Source organism: Pseudomonas sp. FP2338 (assembly GCF_030687515.1).
GTDB classification, from domain to species: domain Bacteria; phylum Pseudomonadota; class Gammaproteobacteria; order Pseudomonadales; family Pseudomonadaceae; genus Aquipseudomonas; species Aquipseudomonas salomonii.
This window is the reverse complement of sequence record NZ_CP117436.1, coordinates 6,205,150-6,231,799: the sequence shown is the minus strand read 5'-3', so window position 1 is coordinate 6,231,799 and position 26,650 is coordinate 6,205,150. Positions and strand designations below refer to the sequence as shown.

Sequence of the window (26,650 nt, the reverse complement as noted above, 5' to 3'; positions counted from 1 at the left end):
TGAGATAAAAAAACGGTGCGCTTGGCGCACCGTTTTTTATTGGGTCAGTGGCGAGTGCCGAGCAATTCGATCTCGAATACCAGTGGCGTATAGGGTGGGATCAACTCACCCGCACCGTCGGCGCCATAGGCCTGGGCGGAGGGAATGACCAAGCGCCATTTCGCGCCTACCGGCATCTGCTGCAGCGCGCTGCTCCAACCACTGATCACACTGTCCAGGCGAAACCATTGGGGCTGCGTGCTCTTGTCGAAGACTGTCCCATCGGGCAGCCGTCCTACGTAACTTACGTGCACCTCATCACTGGCCAGCGGTTTGCTGCCGTTGCCGGGCGCCAACTCGGTGAGCAGGATGCCATCTGCCAGTTCACGCACGCCGCTGGCGGCTTTTTCCTTGGCTAAGAATTGCTGTTCGGCAGCGAGGGCTTTTTCGCTTTGTGGAACCTCGGCGTCGGCAGCGTTTTGTGCTTCGTGTTCGGCGAGGATCTGTTCGATGCGTGCATTATCCAGCGCCAATGGTTTGCCCTGGTAGGCTTGCTTGAGGCCATCGAGCAAGGCTTGGATCTGCAGGTCGGGAACCTGCTGGCGCAGGCGCTCGCCAAGGCTTGCACCCAAACTGTAGGCAAGGTCGTGTGGGTCTTGGGCAGTGGTTTTTGACGGTGATTGCTCGCCTGCATTGGCCACGCCAATCGCCAAGCCAAGCACTAAAAAAAGATAACGCGACATGCTGCTTCTCCCGCCGAAAGTGCGACGGATTATGCCAGTGTGAGTGGGCAAAAAGTGCCGCCGTTTTTTGTTATATCGATAAGAATTTATTCACGGTGCAACGCAAGGCAAACGATACTGTCAACATGCCCTAGCGGCGGTAAGAGCAGAGGGCTAGTATGAGCCGCACCCAAGTCAGCCAGGAGGTAAACCATGTCGGCCAAACAGAAGCCTGTTAATACCCCGTTGCATTTACTCCAACAACTTTCGGGCAGCTTGCTCGAACATCTGGAAAGCGCATGTTCCCAAGCGTTGGCCGATGCAGAAAAACTGCTCGCCAAACTGGAAAAACAACGCGGTAAAGCGCAAGAAAAGCTGCACAAATCCCGTACCAAACTGCAAGACGCCGCGACTGCCGGCAAAGCCAAGGCACAAGCCAAAGCCAAAGACGCCGTCAAAGAACTTGAGGACCTGCTGGACGCTCTCAAGGATCGCCAAGCTGAAACCCGCACTTACATTTCCCAACTCAAAAAAGATGCTCAGGAAAGCCTGAAACTGGCCCAGGGCGTTGGTCGAGTCAAAGAAGCGGTGGCTAAAGTATTGGGCGCTCGTACACCGGCAAAAGCTGCCGCATCGAAAGCTCCAGCCAAGGCTGCTGCCAAGCCAGCTGCAAAAACTGCTGCTGCAAAACCAGCAGCCAAGCCGGCTGCAAAAACTGCCGCTGCGAAACCAGCGGCCAAGCCAGCTGCAAAAACTGCTGCTGCAAAGCCAGCCGCCAAACCAGCTGCTAAAACTGCTGCTGCGAAACCAGTCGCCAAGCAAGCTGCTAAAACCGCTGCTGCAAAACCAGCGGCCAAGCCAGCTGCTAAAACCGCTGCTGCAAAGCCAGCCGCCAAGCCAGCTGCTAAAACTGCTGCTGCGAAACCAGCGGCCAAGCCAGCTGCTAAAACCGCTGCTGCAAAGCCAGCCGCCAAGCCAGCTGCTAAAACTGCTGCTGCAAAACCAGCGGCCAAGCCAGCTGCTAAAACCGCTGCTGCGAAACCAGCGGCCAAGCCAGCTGCTAAAACCGCTGCTGCAAAGCCAGCGGCCAAGCCAGCTGCTAAAACCGCTGCTGCAAAGCCAGCGGCCAAGCCAGCTGCTAAAACTGCTGCTGCAAAACCAGCGGCCAAGCCAGTTGCCAAACCGGCTGCAGCCAAACCAGCCGCTAAGCCAGCCGCCGCGAAACCGGCCGTCAAGCCAGCCGCCAAACCTGCTGCCGCTAAGCCAGCTGCAAAGCCAGCCGTTGCCAAGCCTGCTCCGGCCAAGCCAGCAACTCCGGCAGCCGCGCCTGCTACCCCGGCAGCGTCCAGCGCTCCAACCGCATCGGCCAGCAGCACGCCTGCACCGGTAGCGCCAAGCACCACCCCAACCAGCGCTTCCTAAGTGCGGGTGGCCACGACGCGCAGCTGCTGCAGCGCGTCGTGGTCAAGGTTGGCGGCTTCGGTCGCCAAGCCTTCAAGCCATTTCGGTTGACTCATTTCCCCAGTCGGCCATGGCTGCGCCAAAGCCTCCAGGCGCGTCAGCAATTCCCGTTCGGCTTCCAGCTCAAGAGCTTTGACTCGCTCGCGTAATGCCGCCAGAGGCACATCCTGTTGCGCCAGGGTTCGCCATTGCATGCGCATCTGTCGTAACGGTTCGACCACCGTCTTTCGCCATGGGCGTGCAAGCTGTTGCAGTGCCTGAATGCGCGCAGGCTCAAGCGCTATGCCGCGCCGTTCCAGCCACGCACCACAGAGCAACAGGCACACATCCTCGCCTTGTTCCTGCAATCGCAGGCAAGCGGCTTCGCACCCAGGGCGGGCGTAAATCGAAAGGGCAAAGCTCCACAGGTCAGCGCACATATTCACACCCAAGCCAGCGGGCAACGAAGCTGGTAGACTCCGCCGCCATTATGATCCGACTTCAAAGCCTAACAATACAGCGTGGCCCGCAACGTCTTCTTGAAGACGCCGAGCTGACCCTGCACGCCGGTCACAAAGCCGGCCTGATCGGTGCCAACGGCGCCGGCAAATCCACGTTGTTCGCCCTGTTGCTGGGTGAGCTGACTCCCGATTCCGGGGACTGCTTGCTGCCGGCCGACTGGCGCATTGCCCATATGCGCCAGGAGATCGACACCCTCGACCGCATTGCGATCGACTACGTGCTCGATGGCGACCTGCGCCTGCGCCAGGTGCAACACGACCTCGCCGAGGCCGAGAAAGCCCAGGACGGCGCCGCACAGGCCCGCCTGCACTCGGAGCTGGACAGTGCCGACGGTTACACCGCCGATGCCCGCGCCCGCAAGATGCTGGCTGGCCTTGGGTTTACCAACGAACAGATGGATCGCCCGGTTGCCGACTTCTCCGGTGGCTGGCGTATGCGCCTGAACCTGGCCCAGGCACTGATGTGCCCTTCGGACTTGTTGCTGCTCGACGAACCGACCAACCACTTGGACCTCGATGCGATCCTGTGGCTGGAAGACTTCCTCAAGAACTATCAGGGCACCTTGTTGCTGATTTCCCACGACCGGGACTTCCTCGATGCCGTGGTCGATAACATCGCCCACGTCGAACAGAAGAAGATCACGCTGTACCGTGGCGGCTACACCGCGTTCGAACGCGCGCGCGCCGAGCGTCTGGCCCAGCAGCAACAGGCCTTCGAAAAGCAGCAGGCGCAACGTGCGCACATGGAAAGCTACATCGCCCGGTTCAAGGCCCAGGCTACCAAGGCCCGCCAGGCCCAGAGCCGGATCAAGGCGCTGGAGCGCATGGAAGAGCTGTCGGCGGCCCATGTCGATTCGCCGTTCGACTTTGTATTCCGTGAGTCGGTGAAGATCTCCAGCCCCTTGCTGGATCTCTCGGATGCACGCCTGGGTTATGGCGACAAAACCATCCTGGAGAAGGTCAAGCTGCAACTCACGCCGGGTGCGCGCATCGGTTTGCTCGGGCCTAACGGCGCGGGCAAATCGACGCTGATCAAGAACCTGTCCGGCGAGCTTGAGCCTTTGGCCGGCCGCCTGACCCGTGGCGAAAACACGGTGGTGGGCTACTTCGCCCAGCATCAGTTGGACTCTCTGGACTCCAAGGCCAGCCCGTTGCTGCACCTGCAGCGTCTGGCGCCGACCGAGCGCGAACAAACGCTGCGTGACTTCCTTGGCGGTTTCGACTTCCGTGGCGCACGCATTGATGAGCCGGTGCTGAATTTCTCCGGCGGCGAAAAGGCCCGTCTTGCCCTGGCATTGATTGCCTGGGACCGGCCGAATCTGCTGCTGCTCGACGAACCGACCAACCACCTGGACCTGGAGATGCGCCTGGCGCTGACCATGGCCCTGCAGGAGTTCAGTGGTGCGGTGCTGGTGGTGTCTCACGATCGCCACTTGCTCAAGAGCACCACCGACAACTTCCTGCTGGTGGCTGACGGCAAGGTTGAAGAGTTCGACGGCGACCTGGATGACTATGCGCGTTGGCTGACCGATTACCGCCTGCGCAACGCGCCCGTGAGTAATGCGCCGGTCAACCCCGACAAAACCGACAAGAAGGCCCAGCGCCAGGCAGCCGCCGCCCTGCGCCAGCAGTTGGCGCCGCACAAGCGCGAAGCCGACAAGCTGGAGGCCGAACTGGGCAAGGTGCATGAGCGCCTGGCCAAGATCGAAACCAGCCTGGGCGACAGCGCCGTCTACGAGGCGGCGCGCAAGGACGAACTGCGCGACCTGCTGGCCGAACAGGCCAAGCTCAAGGTGCGCGAAGGGCAGTTGGAGGAGACCTGGATGGAAGCCCTCGAAGTGCTCGAAACCTTGCAAGCGGAGCTGGAGGCGCTGTCCTGATGGAAGCGTTGCAGTTACCGCTGCCGGCACAATGGATCGCGCCGCTCTGGGTGGGTGTGCAAATCCTGCTGATCCTGCTCGCGGGTTATTTCGCCCAGCGCTTCGTGGCCAAAGTCCTGAATCGCCTGGGTGAACGCTACCCGTTGCCTCCTCAGTTGCTGATGCCACTGCGTGGCGGCCTGCGCTGGCTGATCATGGGCAGTGCGCTGATTTTTGTGCTGGAGCGCCTGGGCGTGTCCGCCACTGTGTTGTGGACGGCGCTGTCGGGGTTTGTCGCAGTCGCGGCCGTGGCGTTTTTTGCCATGTGGTCGGTACTGTCCAACCTGCTGTGTGCGATTTTGATCTTTACCGTCGGGCCGTTTCGCCTCGGTGATATCGTCGAGCTGGTGGATACGGTCGACAAGCCGGGTGTAAAAGGCCGGGTGGTGGCGATCAACCTGCTCTACACCACACTCATCGAGGTGGAGGAGGCTGGCACTGACAATGCGATGGTGCAGGTGCCAAACAGCCTGTTCTTCCAGCGCTCGGTGCGACGTTGGCCAGGTACCCACGTGTTTCCAGGCGACCGCTAGCATTCACATCGTGTAAAAATCTATAGCCAGTCTTCGGTCGGCGGAGTTAGCTTAAGCCTTACTCGCAAACTCCCTCCTGAGGTGTGTAATGGCGCTCGACACATGGCTGGCCTTTTTCCTGGCCAGTTGGATCATTTCCCTTTCACCTGGCGCCGGTGCCATCGCTTCGATGTCCAGCGGCCTGCAATACGGTTTCCTGCGCGGCTACTGGAACGCCATTGGCCTGCAACTGGGCCTGGCGATGCAGATCGCCGTGGTCGCGGGTGGCCTGGGTGCCATTCTTGCGGCGTCTTCGACCGCGTTTTATGCGATCAAGTGGTTTGGTGTGGCGTACCTGGTGTACTTGGCCATCAAACAGTGGCGCGCCCTGCCGATGGACATGAGCGAGGATGCGACGATACGCCCGATCGGCAAGCCAATGGCGATGATATTCCGTGGCTTCCTGGTCAACGCGAGCAACCCCAAGGCGTTGGTGTTCATGCTGGCGGTTCTGCCGCAGTTCGTGAACCCGCAGGCGCCGCTGCTGGTTCAGTACCTGGTCCTGGGTGCAACCATGATCAGCGTCGACATGATCGTAATGGCGGGGTACACGGGGCTTGCGTCGAAAGTCTTGCGGCTGCTGCGTACGCCCAAGCAGCAGAAGCGCATGAATCGCACGTTTGCAGGCTTGTTTGTGGGGGCGGCGGGGTTTTTGGCCAGCTTGCACCGCGCCACGGCTTGATTGACGAAACCGGCTCAAAAATGTGGGCGCTGGCTTGTCGAGTCGTCGCACCGCTGCGATAGCATCACCGAGGTGTAACTGACGCACCGCAGTGTCTGCATCGCAGGCAAGCCAGCTCCCACATTTGTTATGTGTTGGCGTTGAGATGACGGCTCAACGAAGAATCTTCGGCGCTTCATCCCTAGGCAGGTTATTGCGCAGTGCAGGCTTGCCCGGGTCTTCGTAGCCACCACCCAGTTGCTCCGCGAGTTGGAGCGCCACATCCTCACCCAGCGCTTTCGACACTTCCCGCACTACACGCGGCCGGTTCAGGCTCACGCGCACGTCACGGTTGTTCACCAGCTTGGTGTCCTGGCCCTCACCCATGGCGGTAAACGCCGAGGTGATCTCGAAGGTTCGCGTGTTGATCAGGCTGAAATCGGCCACCAGCGTCAGGCCCAGCACCGCCGAGTAGCTGTTGGTGTGGTCCAGGGCGTTGATGTCCTGGGTGAAATCGATGTCTGACAGGGTGCCGAACAGCACATAGTCCGCGCCCTTGAAGTTACCGGCCTTGATGCGCTTGATCACGTCATAGACATCACCTTTGGCGTCGGCGGTGTAAGGCGTGCCCTGCACCAGCTGAAACTGGTGCGACTTGAGGATCTCGCCCTTGATATCACCGCTGAATTTACGCAGCTCGGCCTGTTCGATGTAGCTGGTACGGCTCTCGTACTCGCTGTAGCTCGAAGCTCCGCTGGCGCTGTAGCCACTGGCCTGGAAGTTGTTGCTGGCCGACACCGCGTGGATGTACTCCTCGACTCGCGCCTCGTACGCCAGGTCGGTGACCGCGATCTTCGGGGCGGCCGAGACGCCAAAGGCGCACAGCAGGCCGATCATGCCGATCCATGCACGCATTGCTTAGCGCTCCGTGGTCTTGCGGATTTCTTTCTCGTCCATCCATTCGGCCAGGCCGCTTTCAACATCGATCAGTTGCAGGCTGAACTTGTAGAACACGTCCTTGTAGTCCGAGCTGCGCTTGACGATGGAGCTGATGGAACCTTCCAGGCGGTACTTGGCGGCAACCATGTTGCCGGTTTTGCTCACCGTGGATTTCTTGTACAAGCCGCTCTGGTTTTGCAGCTTGAGTTGGTCGACCTGGCTTTGCATGTCGGTGTTATCGCTGGCGAAACGCGCGGTGCCGGTTTTCATCAGTTGGGTCTTGATCGACGTGGTGATCTCGCGGGTATCGATGTACTCGCTGGTCTTGTTCTTCACGTCGTACACCTGCACCACTGGGCGGCCCTGCAGGATGCCGGACTGGGCCAGGGAACGGGTCATGCTCTCGGCGATCATCTGCAGGTCGGTGGAACCGAACTCGTTGGTCACCAGTTCCACAGCCTTGGAGTCGCCGTAGCTGATGTTCTTGCCGCCGAGTACCGGCGAGGTGTTGGAGCAACCGCTGGCCAGAAGGGCAACGACGGCGAGAATCGAGAAGCGTGCAAACATGGGGAAATCTCTCTGAATACGGTTAGCGCAGCGGCTCAAGGGGTTTTCACTTCGAGACGGAAGTCAGCGGCCTGGGGCAGGTTGGCGATGGCCGGCAGGAAAGTCGCCTGGTTGGCGTACAGGTTCAGCACTTTCCAGGTTTCTTCATCGCCTACCGGGAAGCCGTCGGCGCCCAGCCAGGCGAAGCGGTAATACATCATCTGGTTGCTGCTGGTGATGTTGCTCAGCTGCACCTTGGCGGTCAGGAAGCCATTTTCGCGGGCCACGCGGATGGCGCCGACGGCGATGCCCTTGAACTTGCCCATCACCACGATCTTGCTGGCGGCACTGCCGGGTTCCGGTGGCGGCGCAGTGGCGCAGCCGGCGAGCAGGACCAGCGCCAGGGCGCCGAGGATAAAATGACGCATAACGTGCTCCTTAAGGTTGTTTGAGGGCGATAGCCTGGGTGGAAGTGCTCGGGACCACATGAGCTGCAAGGCCGCCGGCGAACACCTGGTTACCGACCACGCGCAGGGTGATCACCTGATAGCGCTGGTCAGCCTTGACCGTCACCCGCGTGCCGCCCAGGGCATTGGGCAGGCTGACCTGGTGCTCGCCGTGCTTGAGGCGCAGGCGTGTCACCTGGGTCATGTCCGGCAGCGTGCGCCAGGTGCGGGTGTCGGCGCCTTCGGTCACTGCCGAGGCGATGCCCAGCACCAGGCCCGCCATTGGGTTGGTCTTGTTCAGGTTGTTTTGCGTCACGCCACGGCTGACGGCCCGCACGGTGGTGCGCAGGATGATCCCCGGCATGTCGTCACGCAGCGCGCGGCGGGACATGGCGGTGGTGCTATTGAGCACGGTGAGGTTCTGCTGCTTGCCGTCGACGCCGATCTGGCCGAAAGCCTGGGTGGAGGTATCGGCCTTGATCACCGGGAATGAGAGCGGGGTGATCACAAAATGGCCGTCAATCGGAATCGGCAGCGGCAGGCGGATCGAATCTCGCGCCGGTGCCAGGCCGCTCTGCACCACGATCAGTACGTCGGTCTCGTCGGCGCCGACCTTGGACTTGTCCAGGTCCAGCAACGCCTGTTCCAGCAGCGGCGTATTGGGGCGCAATTCGGCGGCCTTGCGATAGCCCGGTGCGGCCAGGTCTCTTTCACCCAGGGCTTCGTAGACGAAGCCTGCCAGGTAATGGCTGAACGCACTCTGGTAGCTGTTCTTGAGGCCGACCACTTCCGGCGCGTCCAGTGCTTCAACCGGGTAGCCGCGCAGGTCCTTGACCTGGGTAGTGACGCCCTGGCGCTCGGCTTCGTTCTCGCGCTTGAGGTATTCCTTGTCCCGCAGGTCGGCGATCACGGCTTCACGTTCGTGGGTCTTCTTGATTTCGGTACGGGCGCCGTCGAAATCATTCAGGGCCAGCAGGTTCAGGGCCATCTGCGTGGTCAGCATGACTTTTTCGTAGTCATAACCTTCGTAGCGACGCACCTTGTCGTTAACCAGGAAACTGCCGAACTGGGCGAGGTACTTATCGCTGTCGAACTTGACCGACTCTTCCCACTTGAACACTTGCAGGTCGGCGCTGCGCCAGGCGGTCTGGCTGCCGGTGAGGTCGCCTTTGGCGCGCAACAATTCGCCCTTTTCAAAGAAGTAGAGCAGGTCCTTGTCTTCGCCGGTGTTGTTCTTTTCCAGCAGGGTCAGGGCGCCGTCGACGTTACCGGTGGCCAACTGCTGGTTGGTGGCTTGCAGCTCGGTGTCGTAGCTGCGAAACATTGAACAACCGGAGAGCAAGGTAACCGCCGCCAGTGTGAGCGGGGTTAAGGCGCGAAATGCCATGCAAACTTCTTCCCTGAGAGTGATCGGCTGACGTGCAAATTCCTCATAAAAACGAGGAAATAAATTCCCTTTAGCAATAAGAGGGCGCGGCATTATAGGCGTCATTGCTGGCAAAACAATGGCTTTTTGCTGCTGCAAATCACGTTCATATGCCATTACTTGCCCCTTGAATGCACAGGGCTCACCTGCGCCAAATCACTAACACCTTGAGTCAAACCCTTTAAAATTTAACAATGTGTTACTTCGTATTTCCCTTTGAGATTCATTCATGATTGCCCCCATCCGTTTTCTCGCCTGGTTGCTGCTGCCAGCCTTGATGTCGTGCAGCTTCAACCTGCTGGCCGCGACTGCCGAGGGCGCGCCACAAGCCCTGCATCTGTTGGACTACATTGGTGCTGACTACCCGCCGACGGTGGCGGCGGGCAAGGTTATCGATGAATCGGAATACCGCGAACAAATAGAGTTTCTCGGCGTGTTGCAGGGCCTGGTGGCTGAGCTACCGCAAAGGCCGGAGCGCGCGGAGTTGGTCAAGGGTGTCGACGAATTGTTAGCGGCTGTATCCGCTCACCAGGACGGCGCACTCGTCGCCCGCCAAGCCCGCCAGTTGGGCGCCAAGTTGGCGGTGGCTTATGAAGTCAGCCAGGCGCCGGCCATCACGCCAGACCCTGCGCGGGGTGCGCCGCTGTACGCCCAGCACTGTTCGGTGTGCCACGGTACTGCCGGTGCGGGTGATGGCCCGGCGTCCACGGGCATGACGCCGCCGCCAGCGAACCTGCGCGATGCGGTACGTCTGGACCGCCTGAGTCTCTACGCGATTTACAACACGTTGGGCCTGGGTGTTGAAGGCACCGACATGCCGTCCTTCGCCGATCAGTTGGACGATCGTCAGCGCTGGGACCTGGCTACCTACATTGCAGGCTTCACCGCCGACCCGGCTGCCGCCAAAAGCGAACAGCCTTTCAACCTTGCCGACCTGGCACGCCAGACCCCCAACGAGGTGCTGGCAGCCAGTGGCCCAGCCGCTGCCGCGACGTTCCGCGCCCAGCGTGCGCAGCCGCCGCAGGTCAAGCGTGGCCCGGCGCAGTTGCTCGACTACACCGCAACCACGTTGGACAAGAGCCTCGCCGCGTTCCGCAACGGCGATCACGAACAGGCCTATGACCTTTCAGTTGCAGCGTACCTGGAAGGTTTCGAGCTGGTAGAAAGCTCCCTGGATAACGTCGACGCCAACGTGCGAAAAGACACCGAGAAAGCCTTGATGGCCTACCGGCAGTCGTTGCAGGACGGCCTGCCGGTCGAGCAGGTGCAACAGCGCCTGGACGTGGCCAAGGGCAAACTCACCGAATCCGCCGGATTGTTGGGCAGTGATGGCCTGAGCTGGTCGCTGAGCTACATCTCCGGTTTGCTGATCCTGCTGCGCGAAGGCCTTGAGGCAATCCTGGTACTGGCGGCGATCCTGGCGTTCCTGCGTAACACCGGCCAGCAATCGGCGGTGCGCAGTGTCAACGTCGGTTGGGGCTTGGCGCTGCTGGCCGGCTTGGCGACCTGGGCGTTGGCGGCGTATGTGATTGACGTGAGCGGCGCCCAACGCGAATTGCTTGAAGGCTGCACGGCGCTGTTCGCCAGTGTGATGGTGCTATGGCTGGGCGTATGGATGCATGACCGACGCCACGCGGCGGCCTGGCAGGATTACATCAAGAGCAGCCTGGTCGGTGGCGGTGGCCGTTTCGGTTTTGCGATGCTGGCGTTTTTCTCGGTATACCGCGAGCTGTTCGAGGTGATCCTGTTCTACGAAACCCTGTGGCTGCAGGCGGGTCCTGCCGGGCACAACGCGGTATTGGCCGGCGGCGCCACGGCGTTGGTGCTGCTGGTAGGTTTGGCGTGGGTGATCCTGCGCGGTTCGGCGAAACTGCCGCTGGCGTTGTTCTTCGGCATCAATGCGGCGCTGCTGTGCGCGCTGTCGGTGGTGTTCGCCGGGCATGGCGTCAAGGCATTGCAGGAAGCGGGCATCTTCGGCACACGGCCGGTGGCGTTCTTTGACTTCGACTGGCTGGGCATTCATGCCGATGCGTACTCGTTGAGTGCGCAGGCTGTGGCGATCCTGGCGATTGTGGTGCTGTACGGTCGCAGCCGCCTGGCCGAGAAACGCCGAGTGGTGGCATAAGCATGCGCGTGTGGATCGATGCAGACGCCTGCCCACGGGCGGCCAAGGACCAAGTGGTGAAGTTCGCCCTCAAGCGCCAGTTCGAAGTGGTGCTGGTGGCGGGCCAGAGCCAGATCAAGCCGAGCTTTGCCTGTGTGAAGCTGATCGTGGTGCCCAGCGGCCCGGACGCGGCGGATGACTATCTGGTGGAGCACGCCGTGGCCGGTGAGCTGGTGATCTGCAGCGACGTGCCGTTGGCCGACCGCCTGGTGAAGAAGGGCGTTACGGCCCTCGACCCGCGCGGCAAGGAGTTCAGCCCGGCGAACATGAGTGAGCGACTGGCGGTGCGCAACCTGTTCACTGACCTGCGTGAACAGGGCCAGATGGGCGGCGGCCCGCCGCCCCATGGTGAAAAGGACAAGCAGGCGTTTGCCAACGCGCTGGACCGTATCCTCACCCGGTTAATGCGCCAGGCCTGACCTTGCAGTGGGTGGGTTTGTTGCAGAAACTGGTCTTGTTGTGACGGGCAAGCCTGCTCGCCACCCCGCTTAATAGAGGGTTAATCATTCTCGTGGGTCAGTTCCAGCACGCGATCCACCAGTTTGTTGATGCCTGACGCGACTTCGCTGATGCGCTTGCCGAGCATGTAGGCCGGTGTACTCACCAGCCTGCGGGCCTTGTCTTCGACGATGTCCTCGACAGCGCACTCCTGATGAGTGGCACCCATCTTGTCCAGGGCGGCCGCCGTGTCGGGGCAGTTGCCGATGGTGCAGGTCACGCCGGGGCCGTAGATCTTTGCAGCCAGGGCCGGCGAGATGCAGATCAACCCAACAGGCTTGCCGGCTTCGGCAAAGGCTTCGGCCAGCTCCAGCACGTGCGGGTTGACGCTGCAACCGGCGCCCTCCACGGCAAAGTTCGAGAGATTCTTCGCTGCGCCAAACCCGCCGGGTACGATCAGTGCGTCGAACTCGTCGGCGTTGGCTTCACGAATGTCCTTCACCTCACCTCGAGCGATGCGCGCCGATTCCACTAGCACATTGCGTGACTCGGGCATCTCTTCACCGGTGAGATGGTTGATGACGTGCAACTGCGCAATATCTGGCGCAAAACATTGAACCTGAGCGCCGCGCTGATCCAGGCGCAGCAGCGTGATCACGCTTTCGTGGATCTCTGCGCCATCGTACACGCCGCAGCCGGAAAGGATCACTGCAATCTTTTTGCTCATGGGCATCTCTCCTATTTTGTGGCGTTAAATGTCTACTAATTTGTCACCTGTTGCCAATGGGATCTCCTGCCGCTACACCTAATCTTGATGTAACAAAAAAACATCGGACTAGCCCATGGACTTCGTGCCTTACGCGGTACCGTTTTTCATTGCCCTGATCGTGGTCGAGCTGCTGGCCGATCGTTGGCGCGGCGAACGCAATTATCGGGTGGCGGACGCCATCAACAGCCTCAGCACCGGTGTGCTGTCCACCACCACCGGGTTGTTGACCAAAGGCGTGGGCCTGCTGACCTATGTGTTTGCCCTCAAGCACCTGGCGTTGATCGAGCTGCCGGCCCAGAGTGTGTGGACCTGGGTGTTCGCCTTTGTGTTCTACGACTTCTGCTACTACTGGCTGCACCGCTGCGGCCATGAGCGCAACATCCTGTGGGCCGCACACTCGGTGCATCACCAGAGCGAGGACTACAACCTCACCACCGCCCTGCGCCAGACCAGCACCGGCTTTCTGCTGAGCTGGATCTTCTACCTGCCCCTGGCCGTGCTGGGTGTACCGCTGGTGGTGTTTATCAGCGTGGCCTCGCTTAACCTTCTGTATCAATTCTGGGTGCATACCCGCCATGTGCCCAAGCTTGGCTGGTTCGAGTGGTTCTTTGTCACGCCGTCCAACCATCGGGCCCACCATGCGCAGAATGCTCTCTACATGGATCGCAACTATGGCGGGGTGTTCATTATTTGGGACCGCCTGTTCGGCAGCTTCCAGGAAGAAGACGATAACGAGCCGGTGATCTTCGGCGTGACCACGCCGTTGGCCAGTTGGAACCCGCTATGGGCCAACCTGCAGTTTTATGCACAGTTGTGGAGTGATGCGCGGCGCACTGAGAGCGGGTGGGACAAGCTGCGCATCTGGTTCATGCGCACTGGCTGGCGCCCGGCGGACGTGAAAGCCAAGTACCCGATGGCCAAACCCGACTTGAGCCAGTTCCGTAAATTCGAGGTGCCACTGGATGCGCGCCAGCAGGTCTACATTGCGCTGCAATTTGCGGCGTATGTGGGGTTCGGCAGTTATTTGATGAATTTCGGTGAAGGGCTGCCCACGGCGGCGCTGGTGCTGGGCTGGAGTGCGATGGCGTCGGGGCTGTTCACCTTGGGCGTGGCCCTGGAGAACCGCCCGTGGGCGCTGAAAGCCGAGCTGGTGCGCCTGGGGCTGAATGTGCCGCTGGTGTGGCTGGCGCCGCTGGTCGGCTTGTGGCCGGCCAGCAGCCTTGGCTGGCTGGGCCTGCTGAGTTACAGCTTGCTCAGTGCGATCGGCCTCTACTGTTGCAGAAGCCGGCTTACTCGACTGGCGTCTTAGGCGTTTGCTCCGTGGCCTGCTCGGCAGCCAGCCGGGCCTTGGCCTCGGCACAGGCTTCGCGGGCGATTCGCGCGTTCTTGAAGCGCCGGCGCAGCCACAGGCCAAGGCCCAACAGCAGCAATGCCCCCAGCACCCACAGCTCGTATTTCTTGACGCTGCCGAGCATGCCTTCCAGCACTGCGCCGAAGTGGTAGGCCGCAGCGCCCAAGGCCGCGGCCCAGATGGCGGCGCCGATGCCGTTGAGGATCAAGTAGCGAGCCGGCGGGTAGCCCGACAGGCCAATCGCCACCGGCATCACGGTGCGCAATCCATAAACGAAGCGGAAGCTCAGCACCCAGATATCCGGGTGCTTGCGGATGTGCTCCAGGGCCTTGTCGCCCATCAATTGCCAGCGCGGCTTGCGTGCCAGCAGCTTGCGCCCGTGTTTGCGCCCCAGGAAATACCACAGCTGGTCGCCGGCGTAGCTGCCAAAAAAGGCAACGACCACCACCAGGTTGATATCCATATAGCCACGGAACGCCAGGAAGCCTGCGAGAACCAAAATGGTTTCGCCTTCAAAGAAGGTGCCCAGGAAGAGCGCAAAGTAGCCGAAGTCATGCAGAAATTGTTGAAGCATGGTCTGGGGTGCTGGCGAAATGAACGCGCAGCCTACGCCTTCGTGAACATTCATGAAAGTATCGAGATGTGTCACGAAGTGAACAATTCCTACATAAACGACGAATGCGACTACAGGTCGCATCGATAAGCACAACTGTCATTCCTTCGTCATAATGGCCGCTTATAACTGCAACGCTCGCCCGTAAACGCGGGCTCAGGAGTCTGTCGTGAGCTTTACCCCTGCCAATCGCCTGTTCCCCGCCACCCGTCTGCGACGCAATCGCCGTGATGATTTTTCGCGCCGCCTTGTACGTGAAAACGTACTGACGACGAATGATCTGATCCTGCCGGTGTTTGTGCTGGACGGCGAAAATCGTCGGGAAGCCGTGGCGTCGATGCCGGGTGTGGAGCGCTTGACCATTGATTTGCTGCTTGAAGAGGCGGCTGGTTGGGTTGAACTGGGGATTCCGGCGTTGGCACTGTTCCCGGTGACGCCGTCTGAACTCAAGTCCCTCGACGCCGCCGAAGCCTGGAACCCGGATGGCATCGCCCAGCGCGCCACCCGTGCCTTGCGTGAGCGGTTCCCGGAACTGGGTGTGATCACCGACGTGGCGCTGGACCCGTTCACCACCCACGGTCAGGATGGCATTCTCGACGAAGACGGTTATGTTCAGAACGACATCACTGTCGATGCGCTGGTCAAGCAGGCCTTGTCCCATGCGGCGGCAGGCGCCCAGGTGGTGGCGCCGTCGGACATGATGGATGGCCGTATCCAGGCGATTCGCGAAGCCCTGGAACTGGCCGGCCACGTCAATGTGCGCATCATGGCCTACTCGGCCAAGTACGCCAGCGCCTATTACGGCCCGTTCCGCGATGCGGTGGGTTCGGCGTTGAACCTGGGCAAGGCCAACAAGGCTTCGTACCAGATGGACCCGGCCAACAGCCATGAAGCCCTGCACGAAGTGGCGGCCGACCTGGCCGAAGGCGCCGACATGGTGATGGTCAAGCCCGGGATGCCGTACCTGGACATCCTTTATCGGGTCAAAGAGGAATTCAAGGTGCCGACCTTTGTCTATCAGGTCAGCGGTGAATACGCCATGCACATGGCCGCGATCCAGAATGGTTGGTTGAGTGAAGGGGTGATCCTCGAATCCCTGACTGCCTTTAAACGTGCGGGGGCTGATGGCATTCTGACCTACTTCGCCGCCCGCGCCGCCCAATTGCTTAGAGAGCAACAATAGCCCTCACAGGAACACTCGATGAATACCGAAGGACTCTCCGAAGTGGCTGTAAAAGACGCTCACCCGGTGGTTGAACAAATCGCCGAAACCCCACCGGAGCTGGAGCCGGCTGCGCCTGCCGTGGTGGTTGAGGCGCCTGCGCCGGCCCCGGTGGCGGCGGTGACCAACCTGGATGACAGCAGCCTGTACATCCATCGTGAGCTGTCACAACTGCAATTCAACATCCGCGTGCTGGAGCAGGCGCTGGATGAGTCCTACCCACTGCTGGAGCGGCTTAAATTCCTGCTGATCTTCTCCAGCAACCTGGACGAGTTCTTCGAGATCCGCGTTGCCGGCCTCAAAAAGCAAATCACCTTTGCCCGCGAACAAGCCGGTGCCGACGGCCTGCAGCCGCATCAGGCCCTGGCGCGCATCAGCGAGCTGGTGCACGGCCATGTGGACCGCCAATACGCAATCCTCAACGACATCCTGCTGCCGGAACTGGAAAAACATCAGGTCCGCTTCATCCGTCGTCGTCACTGGACCACCAAGATCAAGACCTGGGTGCGTCGCTACTTCCGTGACGAAATTTCACCGATCATCACCCCGATCGGCCTCGACCCGACGCACCCGTTCCCGTTGCTGGTGAACAAGAGCCTCAACTTTATCGTCGAGCTGGAAGGCATCGATGCTTTCGGGCGCGATTCGGGCCTGGCGATCATCCCGGCGCCGCGTCTGTTGCCACGGATCATCAAGGTACCGGAAGAAGTAGGGGGCGCTGGCGATAACTATGTATTCCTCTCGTCGATGATCCACGCGCACGCCGATGACCTGTTCCAGGGCATGAAGGTCAAGGGCTGCTACCAGTTCCGCCTGACCCGTAACGCTGACCTGGCGCTGGATTCCGAAGACGTCGAAGACTTGGCCCGTGCCCTGCGCGGCGAGCTGTTCTCGCGGCGCTATGGCGATGCGGTACGTCTGGAAGTGGCGGATACCTGCCCCAAACACCTGTCGGACTACCTGCTCAAGCAGTTCAACCTGGCCGAGTCCGAGTTGTATCAGGTCAATGGCCCGGTGAACCTGACACGTCTGTTCAGCATCACCGGCCTGGACAGCCACCCGGAGCTGCAATACACGCCGTTCACGCCACAGATTCCGAAACTGCTGCAAAACAGCGAGAACATTTTCAGCGTGGTGAGCAAGCAGGACATCCTGTTGTTGCACCCGTTCGAGTCGTTCACGCCAGTGGTCGACCTGCTGCGCCAGGCCGCCAAAGACCCGCATGTTCTGGCGGTGCGCCAGACTCTGTACCGCTCCGGCGCCAACTCGGAAATCGTCGATGCACTGGTAGACGCCGCACGAAACGGCAAGGAAGTCACGGCGGTGATCGAGCTGCGTGCGCGGTTTGACGAAGAGTCCAACCTGCAACTGGCCAGCCGCCTGCAAGCGGCCGGCGCGGTGGTGATCTACGGCGTGGTGGGCTTCAAGACCCACGCCAAGATGATGCTGATTCTGCGCCGCGAGGCCGGTGAGATTGTGCGTTACGCCCACTTGGGCACCGGCAACTACCACGCCGGCAACGCCAAGCTCTACACCGACTACAGCTTGCTCACCTCTGACGACGCCTTGTGTGAGGACGTCGGCAAGTTGTTCAGCCAGTTGATCGGCATGGGCAAGACCTTGCGCATGAAGAAGCTGCTGCACGCGCCATTCACGCTCAAGAAGGGCATGCTCGACATGATTGCCCGCGAAACCCAGTTCGCCCTCGACGGCAAGCCGGCGCACATCATTGCCAAGTTCAACTCGCTGACCGATCCGAAGATCATCCGCGCGTTGTACAAGGCCAGCCAGTCCGGTGTGCGCATCGACCTGGTGGTGCGTGGCATGTGCTGCCTGCGTCCGGGCATTGTGGGTGTGTCGCATAACATCCATGTGCGCTCGATCATCGGCCGCTTCCTGGAGCACACGCGGGTGTTCTACTTCCTCAATGGCGGCGAAGAGCAGATGTTCCTCTCCAGTGCTGACTGGATGGAGCGCAACCTCGACAAGCGTGTGGAGACCTGCTTCCCGGTGGAAGGCAAGAAGCTGATCATGCGGGTCAAGAAGGAGCTGGAAAGCTACCTCACCGACAACACCCACAGCTGGAGCCTGCAATCGGACGGGCGCTACGTGCGTAACACGCCGACCGGCAACCAGAACCCGCGCAGTGCGCAGGCGACGTTGCTGGAGAAGCTGGGTAGCCCGATTCTTGCGGTGAACTGAAACTGGTGTGGGAGCGGGCTCTTGTGGCGAGGGAGCTTGCTCCCGCTGGAGTGCGCAGCACTCCCAAGATCTTTGGGGCCGCTACGCAGCCCAGCGGGAGCAAGCTCCCTCGCCACAGAAAGCCGCTCCCACATTTTTTTGCGGTGTTCTTTAACGCAAGTTCAGGCTGAACCCAACCCGCGTCAACCACTCCGCTTCCTGGGCAAAGTCTGCCTGGGTCAGCTGGTTTTCATCCAGCCAGCCTTTGGGGAATACCACGTCCAGGCTGTCGCCATGGGCGCGCAAGGTCACTTGAGGCATTTCCTGGGTGCCACGGATGTGGTGGAACAGGATCGCAAAGCGCAGCAACACGCACAGGCGGATCAGCTTGATGCCTTCGTCGCCGAATTCGGCAAACTTGTCCTTGGGAATGTTGCGGCGATGGCCACGCACCAGCAGGGCGAGCATCTGTTGGTCTTCGCGGGAGAAACCGGCGAGGTCCGAGTGCTCGATCAGGTAGGCGCCGTGCTTGTGGTAATGATAGTGGGCGATGTCCAGGCCCACTTCATGCACCTTGGCCGCCCAGCCCAGCAGCTCGCGCCAGACGCCGTCTTCCAGGTCCCAGTCCTCGGCCACCTGGTCAAAGGCGTGCAGGGCTTTGCGTTCCACACGGGCCGCTTGTTCCAGGTCGACGTGATAACGCTCCATCAACGAGGTGAGGGTGCGCTCACGCACGTCTTCGTGGTGATGGCGGCCCAGCAGGTCATACAGCACGCCTTCGCGCAGGGCGCCGTCGCAGTGGTCCATGCGTTGCAGTTCGAGGGCGTCAAAAATCGCTTCAAGAATCGCAAGGCCGGCCGGGAAGATGGTGCGACGGTCGGGCTTGATGCCGTCGAAGTCGATTTTCTCGGCATCGCCCAGCTTGAACAGTTTGCGCTTGAGCCAGGCCAGGCCTTCGGCGTTAACTTCACCGGTGCCATGGCCGCCGGCTTTGAGGGCCAGGCCGATGGCGCGGATGGTGCCGGAGGAGCCGATGGCTTCATCCCAGGTCAGGCGGTGCAGTGCGTGCTCGATGCTCATGATCTCCAGCCGCGCCGCCGTGTAGGCCTGGGCGTAGCGGGCCGGGGTGATCTTGCCGTCCTTGAAGTAGCGCTGGGTAAAGCTCACGCAGCCCATTTGCAGGCTCTCGCGCAGCAAGGGCTCGAACCTTTGCCCGATGATGAACTCGGTGCTGCCGCCGCCGATATCCGCCACCAGGCGCTTGCCGGGCGTGTCGGCCAGGGTGTGGGACACGCCGAGGTAGATCAGGCGCGCTTCTTCGCGGCCGGAGATCACTTCTACCGGGTGCCCGAGAATTTCTTCGGCGCGGCGGATGAATTCGACACGGTTACGCGCCTCACGCAGGGCGTTGGTGCCGACAATTCGCACGGCGCCCAATGGCATGCCGTTGATCAGTTGGGCAAAACGCTTGAGGCAGTCGAGGCCACGCTGCATTGATTCTTCATTGAGCTGGCGCTGGTCGTCGATGCCGGCAGCCAGTTGAACCTTCTCGCCGAGCCGCTCAAGGATGCGGATTTCGCCGTTCTGGGCCTTGGCCACGACCATGTGAAAGCTGTTGGAGCCCAGGTCGATGGCGGCGATCAGGGACAGATTCTTGGCTTGGGATTGCGGCATGGTTTGGGGGTCTCGGTCGATAACCCGACCATCGTGCCACGATCGACCGCTGGCGCCAACGCGTTGTGCTTCGGGAATCTTCCTGTCGGTGCAGGAGGCAATGCCTATTTGGGATGTAGGGCGATTCTCCTTTGCTCTGGCGAATAAACTTTAGTCCAGGGAAGAGATGTTGAATTCATGCTTATAAAAAGCCTCTCGGGACTTTCCTTACAGGGGTTCGTAATTGTTCTGTTCAAATTCTTAGTTATGACTACTTATGCAGTAGAAAACGGTGGCGACGTTTTTATTGTATTCAGACAACACTTAGCGTGCTCTCCTATTCTTTTTCAGGTCGCTAACAAGCGAGACTGCCCGTCGGCAATGATGCCGTGGTGTTATTTGTTTGTGGCCTTTTATGTCAAGGAATGTCGTGTTTGAGAAGCGGAGCTTTTCAGCCTTTAATAAGTAATACCTGTTAACTTCTAATGACGGGTAAAACATGAAAAAAGTATTTGGTTTGGCCGTGGGAATTGCGTGCCTGGCCGCCAGTGTAGGCGCCTCTGCAACAACCAACCCGAGCGGCAACCTGATCGTCAAGGGCACCATCACCCCGGCGGCCTGCAATATCAGCGTGACCGCCGGCGGGGTTATTGACTATGGCACGATTCGCGCTGCTGAATTGTCCCAGACAAATTTCAACCCACGTGAGGAGCGCTCGACCGCGCTGGTCGTCAATTGTGGTCAAACGCCTGCCAGGTTTGGCCTGACCGTGACTGACTTGCGGGCCGCCAGTAAAGTCGCTGGCATATTGGGCGCAGGCTATACCGAGGCCCAGAACTATGGCTTGGGTGCGCCTGGCGGCAGGCGCACCGGCGGCTATTCGGTCACCCTCAGGAACCTGACGTCCAACGGTGTGGCGCTTTCGCCGATCGTACGCTCGAGCACCTCGGCCGCCTGGCAAGCCAGCGATGGCAAGGTGACACAGGCACCCAGCCAGCACTCCTGGCGTAACGGCGCAACCTATGCGCCAGCGGCGATCTCCCAGCTCTCCGGTGTTATTGCCGTCAAAGCTGTGATCAATCGCGCGAGTGACCTGAACCTCACCGGTAATGTGGAACTGGATGGTCACGCGACGCTGGTTCTGAATTACATCTAAACGTTTGAGCAACAGTCGATAGCGAGGCGGAGGTAGTCAGGGGACCTCTTATTAGTTATCGACTGTTTGCATTTGGCTGTGCAATGACAAGTGTTCATTTGTTTGTAAAGGTTCCAGGGAGAACTCGGTGAGCGGTCTTTCAAAAATAATTTTTTTCATATCCTATTCTATGGCTTTGCTGCTGTATGGCGTAGCCCATGCCGACGGTATGTTGCCTGAAACAACGGTTGTCATTCTTTATGAAGAGAATGGCGAAGCCACGATTAACATCAAGAATACCGACCCGACCCCCGCGTTACTGCACTCCGTCATAGAAAATGTGCCCGAGGATCTTGAAACTCTGTTGATTGTCACGCCGCCCATTGCTCGCGTGGAGCCAGGGGAAACGCAACTGGTGCGGTTTATCAGTACGCTGAAGACGCCGCTCAAGACTCAGCGTTTGAAGCGCGTGTCCTTCGAGGGGATTCCCCAGGCGCGTGAGCCCGGTGGTGCGACCATTGGTATCACCCTGCGTCAGAACTTGCCGCTGATCCTGCACCCGGCAGGTTTGCCCCGGCACCAGGCACCTTGGGAACTGCTCAAGTGGAAGCGCCAGGGGGATCGCTTGAGCCTGCATAACGACAGTGCCTATGTGGTGCGCATGGGGTTGGAAGTGCAGCTTAATCCGCTGAAAAAAACCGGCTTGTTGCCCCGCACTTATATCCTGCCGGGTGAGGTGTTGACGCTCAATACCGAAGGGCCTGTGGCCGAGGTGTCCTCGGTGGTGCTGCAGCCGGCCACGACCTTTGGGTTTGCTGTCGATGCCTACCAGGCAAATGTACTGGGTCATGAGAGTTAAGCATTCGATGAATGGCGTGACGGGCCGCCGCCCTGTGCTTTTCATGGGGCTGGCATTCTTGTGGGGTGCCCCCGGTTTTGCTTTGGCAGTCGAGTTGGGCGAGGGCTTTGACCTGGCTGTCTTGGCCAGCTATGGCATCGACCCGAAGGTCTCCGACTACTTTCGCAGTGCGGCGCGGTTTCGTGAGGGTATGCAAGTAGTAGGGCTGCGGGTCAACGGGAATTCCCTGGGGTTGGTCGAGGCTCGTTTCGATTATCAGGGGCAGTTGTGTTTTACCCAGGGTTTGCTGGAAAAAGCTGGCCTTAAAGTGCCCTCGGCGATCGTGCAATCGGGCATCTCGGCCGATCAGGCCTGTCACGATTTCATCGGTGAGTTCCCCGCGACCATCGTCAGGCTGCAGCCGGGCAGCGAAGAAGTGGTGCTGGTTGTGCCTACCCAGTCCTTGCGTGATCCTGAATGGGAAGTGGGAAGTTTTTCCGAGGGCGGCGCGGCGGCGTTGTTCAACTACGATGTGCTCGGGTTTCAGACCCAGTCGGGCAGTGGCCCCAGCCGGTTCGTTTCGGCTTATACCGAGGCGGGATTCAACCTGGGTAATTGGGTGGTCCGCAGCCGGCAGTTCTTTATTTCTGATAATGGCAAAAGCAGCAGCGAGCATGTGCAGGCCTACGCCCAGCGTGATATCGCGGCGTTGCAGTCAACGTTCCAGGTGGGCCAGATCTCTACCCGAAGCCCGGTGTTCGGTGGGATTCAGCTATCGGGGTTACAGCTGTTTCCTGATGGTGTCTCCCGCGCCGGCGCCAATCATGGTGTGGTGGTGGAGGGTTTGGCCCACAGCCAGGCGCGTGTGGAGGTGCGCCAGTCCGGTGCGCTGATCCATACCACGTTAGTGCCCGAGGGGCCGTTCAGCCTGACAGGTTTGCCTTTGCTCAATGGCACCAGTGACCTGGAAGTCAGCGTTATCGGCACGCGGGGCGGCACACGCAGTTTCGTGGTCCCGGCGGCTTCCTTTGGTACGGCTATTGCCGTAACCCCAGGCTTTGACTTCGCCCTTGGCAAGGTACGCGAACAACTGAGCGGGGGCAGGGAGGCGCCAACTGTCGTCATGGGCAGCGGCACCTGGGGGCTTGGCCGGCAGTCCTCGCTGGGGTTTGGTTTATTGAGTACAGATAGGTACCAGTCGGCCGGCGGCACTTTGAGCAGTGTGTTTTTCCAGCGGGTTACCGTCAGTGCCCGGCAAAACATCTCGCGCGATGGTGAGGCGGGTGTGAACGGCAGCCGCAGTGCCGTATCCCTGAGCAGCCCGTTGGTGGCGGGTGTTGAGATGAGCCTCAGTGCGACGACCCAGAGCCAAGGCTATCGCGATGTCCTTGAAGCGGGCCGGCGCTTGGCAAAAGACGATCTGCAAACGCGTTTCCAGAATCAGTACACGGCGGGGCTCAGTTGGTCTGAGCCGACCCTGGGGGCCTTTTCGCTCAGCTACACGCGCAGTACGCAGTTTGATGGCCAGCTTGCCGAGCATGTATTTGCCTCGTGGAACAAGGGTTTCAGGCAGGTGGATATAGCGTTGATCGCCGACTCGCAGGTGGGTGTCTCGCGGCGGCGCAAGGTCGCAAGCCGTGAACGTGGTACGCGTGAAGAGTTATCGCCAGAAGGGCTGTCCTTGCGCCTGCAGGTCACGGTGCCCTTTGGTGAGAGTCGCCGCCTGACGTCCTACGCCAGTCGCCGCAATGGCCGCGCCGATATGGGCACGGCGTTGTCCGAGCGGGTCAATGAATATGTGAACTACGAAGTGGGGGTTGAGCGGGACCTGCAGGAGCGCCAGCAAGCGGTTCGCGCGAATGTGGACGTGTTGCCGCGCTATACCCGTGTGGGCCTGGGCGTGAACCGCACGCCCACGAGCACCAGCTACAGCGGGCAACTGCAGGGTGCCGTGGTGGCTCACGAGCGCGGCCTGACCTTTTCCCCCTACGCAGTGCAGGACACCTTTGGTGTGCTTTCGGTGGGCGAAGTGTCAGCGGCCAAGGTGTCGACCCCACAAGGTCCGGTATGGACCGATTACCGTGGGCATGCGGTGATTCCCGGCTTGCCGGCCTATACCACCAGCCACCTGGAGGTGCAGACCCAGTCCTTGCCCAAGCGTGTCGATCTCAAGAATGGCACCAAAATTCTCGCCGTCGGGCGCGGATCATTCAATACCGTGGATTTCCAGGTGGTGAATGTTCGTCGGGTATTGCTTGAGGTGCGCGATGAGCAAGGTGCACCTCTGCCCCAGGGCTCTGCGGTGTTTGGCCCGGACAACACCTACCTGACCAATGTGGTGGGTGAGGGCCTGATCTTTTTGAACAACATGGATGACGGGCAAATCCTCAGCGTTTCGCCGCCGGGCTCTACCCGCGCGTGCCTGCTGCATCTGACCCTTGAGTCGCAATCCCCAGAGGACAAGCTCTATGAAACGGCTTCGGCGGTCTGTCGTGCCCAATGAATCAGTGCAACACACCCTCCGTCGACTTTGCCTGGGCGTTAGCTTGTTGTTCATGCTCGCGATAGCGGCCCCGGAGGTTTCGGCGAATGACTGCCGCCTTTCCCTCAGCCAGCCGAGGGTCGACTACGGCGTGCTCAGGCGCGCGGAATTGTTGGGCGAGCCGCTCGCGAGCCAGCCCATCATCCTGGGCAGGCGAACGCTGCAGCTGAGTGTCGTATGTGCCGAGCCAGGGGCTGTCGCCTTGCGCTTTACGGGGGTTCCGGCGGGGACGCAAGGCTATCGATTCGGCCGCCAGGGTAGCTTCACCCTGGCCCTCAGGCATGCCCAGGTCGATGGTCGCGCCGTCGAACTTAACTCGGCGCAATCAACAGACATGTCTACTTCGGGGCTTTTATTGCCCGGCCACGTATTGATCGCCAAAGCCAGTGGTCTGCCGCTGACCGGCACACGCTTTTCAGCGCTGGTAGAGATCGACACTTACCTGCCACCCGATGCCTTTTCAGTGCGACACGAGACCGTCTTTGAAGGGCAGGGGCACTTTGAATGGTTGCCCGGCGGTTAATCGATCAGCCCGGTTGCTCCACCGAGCCGATGAAATTGGCGAACTCCGGCGTCTTTGGGTTGGCGAACAAGGTCTTGGGGTCGCCCACTTCATGCACCTTGCCCTGGTGCATGAACACCAGCTTGTCCCCGACTTCCCGGGCAAAGCGCATTTCGTGGGTCACCATGATCAGGGTCATGCCGTCCTTGGCCAATTGGCGCACCACACTGAGCACTTCATTGACCAGCTCCGGGTCCAGTGCCGAGGTGATTTCATCGCACAGCAGCACCTTGGGCGACATGGCCAGCGCACGGGCTATGGCCACCCGTTGCTGCTGGCCGCCGGACAGGCGATCAGGGAAGGCGTCAAACTTTTCCCCCAGCCCGACCCGCTCCAGCATCTGCCGGGCAAGCTGGGCGGCCTTGGCCTTGGGCACTTTCTGCACCACTTGTGGCGCGAGCATGACGTTCTCGCCCACGGTCAGGTGTGGGAACAGGTTGAACTGCTGGAACACCATCCCGACTTTCTGCCGCAGGCTGCGCAGGTCGGCACGGGCGGCGTCGAGGTATTCGCCGTCGACCTCAATCACGCCGTCGTTGATCGATTCCAGACCATTGAGGGTCCGCAGCAAGGTCGACTTACCCGAGCCGCTGCGGCCGATGATCGCCACCACCTGGCCTTCTTCAACGGTCAGGTCGATGCCTTTGAGAACGTGGTGATCGCCGTAATACTTATGCAGGGCGGAAATTCTAAGCAGAGGCATGCAGTCTCCTTTCCAGGTAGCGCGCACTGAGGGACAAGGGGTAGCAGAGCAGGAAGTAACCGAGCGCCACCAGGCCGTAGACCATAAAGGGCTCGAAGGTAGCGTTGGCGAGCATGCCGCCGGTTTTGGTCAATTCGGTAAAGCCGATGATCGAGGTCACGGCGGTGCCTTTGACCACTTGCACCGAGAAGCCCACGGTGGGCGCCACGGCAATGCGCAGGGCTTGAGGCAGGATCACGTAGCGCAATTGTTCAAACGGGGTAAGGGCCAGGCTGGCCGAGGCTTCCCATTGCCCGTGGGCAATCGACTCGACGCAGCCGCGCCAGATCTCGGCCAGGTAAGCGCTGGTGAACAGGGTCAAGGCAATCGCCGCCGCCAGCCAGGGCGAGATATCCACACCCAGCAGCGCAATGCCGAAAAACACCAGGAACAGCTGCATCAGCAGCGGCGTGCCCTGGAACAGCTCGATATAGGTGCGCGCGACATTGCGCGGGAAGGCTTTACGGCTGATGCGCAGGGTCATCACCAACAACCCGATAACGCCGCCGCCGACAAACGCCACCAGCGACAGCAGCAAGGTCCATTGCAGGCCAGTGGCGAGGTTGCGCACGATGTCCCAGAAAGAGAAATCACTCATCGGCTGTTCCTCATTACGTAGCGACGGCCGATCCAGTTGAGCAACTGGCGAATCATCAGCGCCATGCACAGGTACACCAGGGTGGTCAGTGCATAGGTTTCGAAGGCACGGAAGTTGCGCGACTGGATAAAGTTGGCGGCAAAGCTCAGCTCTTCGGTGGCGATCTGCGAACACACCGCCGAGCCGAGCATCACGATGATGATCTGGCTGCTCAAGGCCGGCCACACCTTGCCCAGTGCCGGCAGCAGCACCACATGGCGGAACGCCTCGAAACGCGTCATCGCCAATGCCGCTGCGGCTTCCAACTGGCCGCTGGGGACTGCCTGGATGCCCGCGCGAATGATCTCGGTGGAGTACGCCCCCAGGTTGATCACCATCGCCAGTACGGCAGCTTGCCACTCGGTGATCTTCAGCCCCAGGGACGGCAGGCCGAAGAAGATGAAAAACAACTGCACCAGAAACGGCGTGTTGCGGATCAACTCGACATACACCCCGAAGATCCAGGAAAACGGCTGGATCTTCCATGCCCGCACCACGGCGCCGACGGTGCCCAAGGCCACGCCGAGGATCGTGCCGATAGCCGTCAGCTCAAGGGTGAACAGCGCGCCGCGTAGCAGCAGGTCGGTATTGGCCAGCACCGGCACAAAGTCAAATTGATACGCCATGAATCA

At 60.5% G+C, this 26,650-nt stretch carries 25 protein-coding genes; 13 read left to right on the top strand and 12 right to left on the bottom strand.

Annotation, left to right across the window (positions count from 1 at the left end):
- Nucleotides 1-44 precede the first annotated feature (44 nt).
- Nucleotides 45-722, bottom strand: coding sequence for an FKBP-type peptidyl-prolyl cis-trans isomerase (locus PSH96_RS28365; protein ID WP_305456560.1), 678 nt, complete (start codon nt 720-722; stop codon nt 45-47).
- A 192-nt stretch (nt 723-914) separates the two neighbouring features.
- Between PSH96_RS28365 and PSH96_RS28360 the strand changes: the two genes are divergently transcribed.
- Nucleotides 915-2,123 (top strand): AlgP family protein, encoded by a 1,209-nt coding sequence (locus tag PSH96_RS28360; protein WP_305456557.1) that lies wholly within the window; start codon nt 915-917, stop codon nt 2,121-2,123.
- Here PSH96_RS28360 and PSH96_RS28355 read toward each other — a convergent pair.
- The gene (locus PSH96_RS28355) at nt 2,120-2,581 is read right to left on the bottom strand and encodes a TIGR02444 family protein (RefSeq protein ID WP_305456554.1); all 462 of its coding nucleotides are present in this window, start codon (nt 2,579-2,581) and stop codon (nt 2,120-2,122) included. The genes PSH96_RS28360 and PSH96_RS28355 overlap by 4 nt on opposite strands.
- A 50-nt stretch (nt 2,582-2,631) precedes the next feature.
- Between PSH96_RS28355 and PSH96_RS28350 the strand changes: the two genes are divergently transcribed.
- The 3 genes from PSH96_RS28350 to PSH96_RS28340 all read left to right on the top strand — a co-directional run bounded on the left by PSH96_RS28350 (nt 2,632) and on the right by PSH96_RS28340 (nt 5,835).
- The gene (locus PSH96_RS28350) at nt 2,632-4,542 is read left to right on the top strand and encodes an ATP-binding cassette domain-containing protein (protein ID WP_305456552.1); all 1,911 of its coding nucleotides are present in this window, start codon (nt 2,632-2,634) and stop codon (nt 4,540-4,542) included.
- A complete protein-coding gene (locus PSH96_RS28345; protein WP_236368755.1) occupies nt 4,542-5,114 on the top strand; it encodes a mechanosensitive ion channel family protein in 573 nt (190 codons plus the stop codon). The genes PSH96_RS28350 and PSH96_RS28345 overlap by 1 nt, the downstream gene beginning before the upstream one ends.
- Before the next feature lie 88 nt (nt 5,115-5,202).
- Nucleotides 5,203-5,835, top strand: a complete 633-nt coding sequence (locus PSH96_RS28340) for a LysE family transporter (RefSeq protein WP_056860784.1) — start codon at nt 5,203-5,205, stop codon at nt 5,833-5,835.
- A gap of 153 nt (nt 5,836-5,988) precedes the next feature.
- Here PSH96_RS28340 and PSH96_RS28335 read toward each other — a convergent pair whose 3' ends face one another.
- Genes PSH96_RS28335 through PSH96_RS28320 form a run of 4 tightly spaced genes read right to left on the bottom strand, consistent with a single transcriptional unit; the run spans nt 5,989 to nt 9,132 of the window.
- A complete protein-coding gene (locus PSH96_RS28335) occupies nt 5,989-6,729 on the bottom strand; it encodes a penicillin-binding protein activator LpoB (protein WP_305456546.1) in 741 nt (246 codons plus the stop codon).
- 3 nt (nt 6,730-6,732) lie between these two features.
- Complete coding sequence (lpoB, locus tag PSH96_RS28330) at nt 6,733-7,320, bottom strand: penicillin-binding protein activator LpoB (protein ID WP_056860782.1); 588 nt, start codon at nt 7,318-7,320, stop codon at nt 6,733-6,735.
- 35 nt (nt 7,321-7,355) lie between these two features.
- The gene (locus PSH96_RS28325; protein ID WP_017135235.1) at nt 7,356-7,727 is read right to left on the bottom strand and encodes a YcfL family protein; all 372 of its coding nucleotides are present in this window, start codon (nt 7,725-7,727) and stop codon (nt 7,356-7,358) included.
- 10 nt (nt 7,728-7,737) lie between these two features.
- Complete coding sequence (locus PSH96_RS28320; RefSeq protein WP_305456543.1) at nt 7,738-9,132, bottom strand: COG3014 family protein; 1,395 nt, start codon at nt 9,130-9,132, stop codon at nt 7,738-7,740.
- A gap of 268 nt (nt 9,133-9,400) precedes the next feature.
- Between PSH96_RS28320 and PSH96_RS28315 the strand changes: the two genes are divergently transcribed.
- Together PSH96_RS28315 and PSH96_RS28310 are read left to right on the top strand one after the other, a co-directional pair.
- Nucleotides 9,401-11,296, top strand: a complete 1,896-nt coding sequence (locus tag PSH96_RS28315; protein ID WP_305456540.1) for an FTR1 family protein — start codon at nt 9,401-9,403, stop codon at nt 11,294-11,296.
- Nucleotides 11,297-11,298: 2 nt separating this feature from the next.
- Nucleotides 11,299-11,754 carry a YaiI/YqxD family protein gene (locus PSH96_RS28310; RefSeq protein WP_305456538.1) on the top strand — a complete coding sequence of 152 codons (456 nt, stop codon included), beginning with the start codon at nt 11,299-11,301 and terminating at the stop codon, nt 11,752-11,754.
- A gap of 80 nt (nt 11,755-11,834) precedes the next feature.
- Here the strand turns inward: PSH96_RS28310 and elbB are convergent, their stop codons facing one another.
- A complete protein-coding gene (gene elbB / locus PSH96_RS28305; protein ID WP_305456535.1) occupies nt 11,835-12,500 on the bottom strand; it encodes an isoprenoid biosynthesis glyoxalase ElbB in 666 nt (221 codons plus the stop codon).
- A 115-nt stretch (nt 12,501-12,615) separates the two neighbouring features.
- On the opposite strand from elbB, the gene PSH96_RS28300 reads away from it, so the two are divergent.
- On the top strand, nt 12,616-13,851 hold the full coding sequence (locus PSH96_RS28300; protein WP_305456533.1) for a sterol desaturase family protein: 1,236 nt from the start codon (nt 12,616-12,618) through the stop codon (nt 13,849-13,851).
- Here PSH96_RS28300 and PSH96_RS28295 read toward each other — a convergent pair.
- Complete coding sequence (locus PSH96_RS28295; RefSeq protein WP_305460198.1) at nt 13,832-14,467, bottom strand: DedA family protein; 636 nt, start codon at nt 14,465-14,467, stop codon at nt 13,832-13,834. The genes PSH96_RS28300 and PSH96_RS28295 overlap by 20 nt on opposite strands.
- A 208-nt stretch (nt 14,468-14,675) precedes the next feature.
- Between PSH96_RS28295 and hemB the strand changes: the two genes are divergently transcribed.
- Both hemB and ppk1 read left to right on the top strand, forming a co-directional pair.
- Nucleotides 14,676-15,689, top strand: a complete 1,014-nt coding sequence (hemB, locus tag PSH96_RS28290) for a porphobilinogen synthase (protein ID WP_061434559.1) — start codon at nt 14,676-14,678, stop codon at nt 15,687-15,689.
- Nucleotides 15,690-15,707: 18 nt separating this feature from the next.
- Nucleotides 15,708-17,930 carry a polyphosphate kinase 1 gene (ppk1, locus tag PSH96_RS28285; protein ID WP_305456530.1) on the top strand — a complete coding sequence of 741 codons (2,223 nt, stop codon included), beginning with the start codon at nt 15,708-15,710 and terminating at the stop codon, nt 17,928-17,930.
- Nucleotides 17,931-18,080: 150 nt separating this feature from the next.
- On the opposite strand, the gene ppx is transcribed toward ppk1, so the two are convergent.
- Complete coding sequence (gene ppx, locus PSH96_RS28280) at nt 18,081-19,583, bottom strand: exopolyphosphatase (RefSeq protein ID WP_056860774.1); 1,503 nt, start codon at nt 19,581-19,583, stop codon at nt 18,081-18,083.
- Between the two features lie 478 nt (nt 19,584-20,061).
- Between ppx and PSH96_RS28275 the strand changes: the two genes are divergently transcribed.
- From PSH96_RS28275 to PSH96_RS28260, 4 genes are all read left to right on the top strand, one after another.
- Nucleotides 20,062-20,718: a DUF1120 domain-containing protein gene (locus tag PSH96_RS28275; RefSeq protein WP_305456526.1), complete on the top strand. Its 657-nt coding sequence runs from the start codon at nt 20,062-20,064 to the stop codon at nt 20,716-20,718.
- Nucleotides 20,719-20,887: 169 nt separating this feature from the next.
- Nucleotides 20,888-21,556 (top strand): fimbria/pilus chaperone family protein, encoded by a 669-nt coding sequence (locus PSH96_RS28270; RefSeq protein ID WP_305460196.1) that lies wholly within the window; start codon nt 20,888-20,890, stop codon nt 21,554-21,556.
- On the top strand, nt 21,546-24,038 hold the full coding sequence (locus PSH96_RS28265; RefSeq protein WP_305456523.1) for a fimbria/pilus outer membrane usher protein: 2,493 nt from the start codon (nt 21,546-21,548) through the stop codon (nt 24,036-24,038). Before PSH96_RS28270 ends, PSH96_RS28265 begins: the two co-directional genes overlap by 11 nt.
- Entirely contained in the window at nt 24,004-24,600 is a 597-nt protein-coding gene (locus PSH96_RS28260) for a hypothetical protein (RefSeq protein ID WP_305456520.1), read from the top strand. The genes PSH96_RS28265 and PSH96_RS28260 overlap by 35 nt, the downstream gene beginning before the upstream one ends.
- 4 nt (nt 24,601-24,604) lie before the next feature.
- Here the strand turns inward: PSH96_RS28260 and PSH96_RS28255 are convergent, their stop codons facing one another.
- Genes PSH96_RS28255 through PSH96_RS28245 form a run of 3 tightly spaced genes read right to left on the bottom strand, consistent with a single transcriptional unit; the run spans nt 24,605 to nt 26,644 of the window.
- Complete coding sequence (locus tag PSH96_RS28255) at nt 24,605-25,342, bottom strand: amino acid ABC transporter ATP-binding protein (RefSeq protein ID WP_017135248.1); 738 nt, start codon at nt 25,340-25,342, stop codon at nt 24,605-24,607.
- Nucleotides 25,329-25,979: an amino acid ABC transporter permease gene (locus tag PSH96_RS28250; RefSeq protein WP_305456517.1), complete on the bottom strand. Its 651-nt coding sequence runs from the start codon at nt 25,977-25,979 to the stop codon at nt 25,329-25,331. The genes PSH96_RS28255 and PSH96_RS28250 overlap by 14 nt, the downstream gene beginning before the upstream one ends.
- Nucleotides 25,976-26,644, bottom strand: a complete 669-nt coding sequence (locus PSH96_RS28245; RefSeq protein ID WP_056860770.1) for an amino acid ABC transporter permease — start codon at nt 26,642-26,644, stop codon at nt 25,976-25,978. Before PSH96_RS28245 ends, PSH96_RS28250 begins: the two co-directional genes overlap by 4 nt.
- Nucleotides 26,645-26,650: the final 6 nt, after the last annotated feature.

Bases quoted from the DNA above. Each gene is read 5' to 3' on its own strand.
- PSH96_RS28360 (WP_305456557.1), top strand. From the start codon at position 915: ATGTCGGCCAAACAGAAGCCTGTTAATACCCCGTTGCATTTACTCCAA.
- ppx (WP_056860774.1), bottom strand. From the start codon at position 19,583: ATGCCGCAATCCCAAGCCAAGAATCTGTCCCTGATCGCCGCCATCGAC.
- PSH96_RS28355 (WP_305456554.1), bottom strand. From the start codon at position 2,581: ATGTGCGCTGACCTGTGGAGCTTTGCCCTTTCGATTTACGCCCGCCCT.
- lpoB (WP_056860782.1), bottom strand. From the start codon at position 7,320: ATGTTTGCACGCTTCTCGATTCTCGCCGTCGTTGCCCTTCTGGCCAGC.
- PSH96_RS28310 (WP_305456538.1), top strand. From the start codon at position 11,299: ATGCGCGTGTGGATCGATGCAGACGCCTGCCCACGGGCGGCCAAGGAC.
- PSH96_RS28260 (WP_305456520.1), top strand. From the start codon at position 24,004: ATGAAACGGCTTCGGCGGTCTGTCGTGCCCAATGAATCAGTGCAACAC.
- PSH96_RS28265 (WP_305456523.1), top strand. From the start codon at position 21,546: ATGAGAGTTAAGCATTCGATGAATGGCGTGACGGGCCGCCGCCCTGTG.
- PSH96_RS28295 (WP_305460198.1), bottom strand. From the start codon at position 14,467: ATGCTTCAACAATTTCTGCATGACTTCGGCTACTTTGCGCTCTTCCTG.
- ppk1 (WP_305456530.1), top strand. From the start codon at position 15,708: ATGAATACCGAAGGACTCTCCGAAGTGGCTGTAAAAGACGCTCACCCG.
- PSH96_RS28365 (WP_305456560.1), bottom strand. From the start codon at position 722: ATGTCGCGTTATCTTTTTTTAGTGCTTGGCTTGGCGATTGGCGTGGCC.
- PSH96_RS28345 (WP_236368755.1), top strand. From the start codon at position 4,542: ATGGAAGCGTTGCAGTTACCGCTGCCGGCACAATGGATCGCGCCGCTC.
- PSH96_RS28275 (WP_305456526.1), top strand. From the start codon at position 20,062: ATGAAAAAAGTATTTGGTTTGGCCGTGGGAATTGCGTGCCTGGCCGCC.
- PSH96_RS28350 (WP_305456552.1), top strand. From the start codon at position 2,632: ATGATCCGACTTCAAAGCCTAACAATACAGCGTGGCCCGCAACGTCTT.
- PSH96_RS28335 (WP_305456546.1), bottom strand. From the start codon at position 6,729: ATGCGTGCATGGATCGGCATGATCGGCCTGCTGTGCGCCTTTGGCGTC.
- elbB (WP_305456535.1), bottom strand. From the start codon at position 12,500: ATGAGCAAAAAGATTGCAGTGATCCTTTCCGGCTGCGGCGTGTACGAT.
- PSH96_RS28250 (WP_305456517.1), bottom strand. From the start codon at position 25,979: ATGAGTGATTTCTCTTTCTGGGACATCGTGCGCAACCTCGCCACTGGC.
- PSH96_RS28315 (WP_305456540.1), top strand. From the start codon at position 9,401: ATGATTGCCCCCATCCGTTTTCTCGCCTGGTTGCTGCTGCCAGCCTTG.
- PSH96_RS28320 (WP_305456543.1), bottom strand. From the start codon at position 9,132: ATGGCATTTCGCGCCTTAACCCCGCTCACACTGGCGGCGGTTACCTTG.
- PSH96_RS28245 (WP_056860770.1), bottom strand. From the start codon at position 26,644: ATGGCGTATCAATTTGACTTTGTGCCGGTGCTGGCCAATACCGACCTG.
- PSH96_RS28340 (WP_056860784.1), top strand. From the start codon at position 5,203: ATGGCGCTCGACACATGGCTGGCCTTTTTCCTGGCCAGTTGGATCATT.
- PSH96_RS28255 (WP_017135248.1), bottom strand. From the start codon at position 25,342: ATGCCTCTGCTTAGAATTTCCGCCCTGCATAAGTATTACGGCGATCAC.
- PSH96_RS28300 (WP_305456533.1), top strand. From the start codon at position 12,616: ATGGACTTCGTGCCTTACGCGGTACCGTTTTTCATTGCCCTGATCGTG.
- PSH96_RS28325 (WP_017135235.1), bottom strand. From the start codon at position 7,727: ATGCGTCATTTTATCCTCGGCGCCCTGGCGCTGGTCCTGCTCGCCGGC.
- PSH96_RS28270 (WP_305460196.1), top strand. From the start codon at position 20,888: ATGGCTTTGCTGCTGTATGGCGTAGCCCATGCCGACGGTATGTTGCCT.